The 2374-nt window shown below is 40.6% G+C and carries 2 protein-coding genes and 2 pseudogenes; 3 read left to right on the plus strand and 1 reads right to left on the minus strand.

Annotated elements, in window-relative coordinates; translation table 11 throughout:
- Nucleotides 1-627 (minus strand): annotated as a pseudogene (locus ACP45E_RS01095) (GGDEF domain-containing protein); the annotation flags it as partial.
- A gap of 234 nt (nucleotides 628-861) precedes the next feature.
- On the opposite strand from ACP45E_RS01095, the gene ACP45E_RS01100 reads away from it, so the two are divergent.
- From ACP45E_RS01100 to pntA, 3 genes and pseudogenes are all read left to right on the plus strand, one after another.
- Nucleotides 862-1227, plus strand: coding sequence for a late competence development ComFB family protein (locus ACP45E_RS01100; protein WP_017033594.1), 366 nt, complete (start codon nucleotides 862-864; stop codon nucleotides 1225-1227).
- A gap of 13 nt (nucleotides 1228-1240) precedes the next feature.
- Nucleotides 1241-1525 (plus strand): HlyU family transcriptional regulator, encoded by a 285-nt coding sequence (locus ACP45E_RS01105; RefSeq protein WP_017037975.1) that lies wholly within the window; start codon nucleotides 1241-1243, stop codon nucleotides 1523-1525.
- A 286-nt stretch (nucleotides 1526-1811) separates the two neighbouring features.
- Nucleotides 1812-2374, plus strand: a pseudogene (gene pntA / locus ACP45E_RS01110) (Re/Si-specific NAD(P)(+) transhydrogenase subunit alpha); the annotation flags it as partial.

Genomic DNA, 2374 nt, shown 5'->3' on the forward strand with positions numbered 1-2374 from the left:
AAAACAAATGAATGTCACGCTGGCCGTAATGATGGAAGAGTAAGAAACAACGTCAGCAATACGGTTGTTTTTGAGCACCAGAATCGCCGTGATACCGGTTAATGCACAAAGATACAGTACGAGAACAAAAGGAAGACTAGAGATTTGTGGAATAGCAAACAGCAGGCCTTCGCGAAAGTAGCCTATACTGTCGATACCAAAATGCGTAATTGTTAAATAAGACCAAGCGAGAAGCATGATATTGATAAAGACAAAAACGATAAAGCTTTTGCTGGTCAGGTTAGAGTCTTTAAATGCGTAGGTAAGAAGCGAGGCTACGGGCAGTAAGAAGGCTAATAAAGACAACTCAAGTAAAGTTGTCCCCGTACTTAAAGAAGATTGAAGTCGATGCTGGATAATCCAATAGCTTAACAGCATCGTAATCGCGACCATCGCGCAGCGACTTTGGTTAAAGCTGTGGCCTAAGATTAACGCAGCAAGAAACAGAACAATGGGTAAATTCACCGCGATATCAAGATTGCCCTGAGTAACGGTGATAACGTTAGTCATGCCGAGCCACAATGCAGCAATAATAAAAAGAGGGAAAGAGACCCTAAACCAATTTGACGCGACGATGGATGGAGACATTATAAAGCAGGATACCGATAGTTAATGTTGAATTTCTTCAAAAGACCGTACTAGGATACTGTGATTTATTGATTTGCCAAGCTTTTTGCTAGACTTATGGGCATTAGGTTAATTTACATCGTATTATTGTATCATCTTCATGGCCTAAAACTTGTTGTTGTTCGGTGGTTAAGCTAAGTTATTTCTATAAGAATCAAATTGTAAGATCATATGTGTTTGACTGAGGAGTTAAGAATGCAGATCAGTGTTGATGTTCATAATTACATGGAAACTTTAGTTGGACATGTGCTTAGCAATGACGAATATACCGATAATTTTGACCATGAACAATTGGCCGATATAGCTTGCTTGGCACTGAGTCAGTTAAGGCCAGTTTATATACGGCATGATATCGATTTTCTTTCCGCACTTCCGGAAGCAAGGCTTATTGTGTTGAAAGAGTACACAGAGACAGCAATCGTCAATGCTGTTTCTATGATCTTACAAGATCGTCGCCAAGCAAGAGTTGATGATGTGCCCGTGATGTTTAGCTCACCACGGTTTGACGATGATGTTGAATTGGAGTGGTTCGAAAAGCCACTCATCCAAAGTAAAAAATAAGAGGTTTTAATAAGTGGGACTATTTTCTCGTCTGTTTGGTTTTGGCAAATCTAATGAAGGTGTTGCGAAAGAGGTGACACCAATCGAGTATAAGGGTTTTTTGATCTATCAAGAACCCCTTGCTGAATTGGGACAGTATCGAATTGCAGGGCGAATTACTAAACAAATTAATGATGAAGTTCTGTCACATCGATTTATTCGCTCTGATGTATTGTCTAACAAAGAAGATGCAAACGAATTGATGCTTAAGAAGTCGCAAATGTTCATTGACCAAATGGGCGATAACATTTTTTCTTAGCTGTTATCAATTTGACAAAAATCATAAATATCCGAGTCGTAAGCCGTTATGCTTACGACTCTTTTTTTAATTCACATAAATCCCTGTTTACTATGGTCTTTTATTTATCTGGTAGGACCTCTGCTTACTGATGGGGTTGTTGTTTTTTTTCACCATTAGTCGCAGTATTAATGAAATATTTTGGTCTGATGTAATGTTTTTAGTATTTTTATTACAAAACGCTTGCAACTGCATCAGTCGTTAGATAAAAGATCTTAATCATTGTGCCAATAGTCAAGGACAAACTATGCAAATTGGTGTACCTAAAGAAATTCTCGCGGGAGAAACGCGAGTCGCTGCATCACCGAAATCGGTAGAGCAGTTGATTAAACTTGGTTTTGAGGTCTCGATCGAAACCGGATCAGGCAGTTTAGCCAGTTTTGATGATTCTGCTTATGAACAAGCTGGCGCAAAAGTGACGTCTAAAGATGATGTTTGGCAAGCCGACCTTATCCTGAAAGTCAATGCGCCGATTGTCGACGCAGAGACCAGCATCGACGAAATTTCACAGTTTAAAGATGGCGCAAGCTTAATAAGCTTTATCTGGCCGGCACAAAACCCTCAATTAATGGAACAGCTTTCAAGCAGAAACATTAATGTGATGGCGATGGATGCTGTACCACGTATATCCAGAGCACAAGCTCTCGATGCATTGTCATCAATGGCTAATATCGCGGGGTATCGCGCTGTCGTTGAAGCGGCACACCAGTTTGGTCGATTCTTTACCGGGCAAATCACTGCAGCGGGTAAAGTTCCGCCTGCTAAAGTGCTTGTTGCTGGTGCAGGGGTCGCAGATCGGAAGAGCGGTTC

It is taken from the genome of Vibrio genomosp. F10 str. 9ZD137 (assembly GCF_049974785.1).
GTDB lineage: Bacteria > Pseudomonadota > Gammaproteobacteria > Enterobacterales > Vibrionaceae > Vibrio.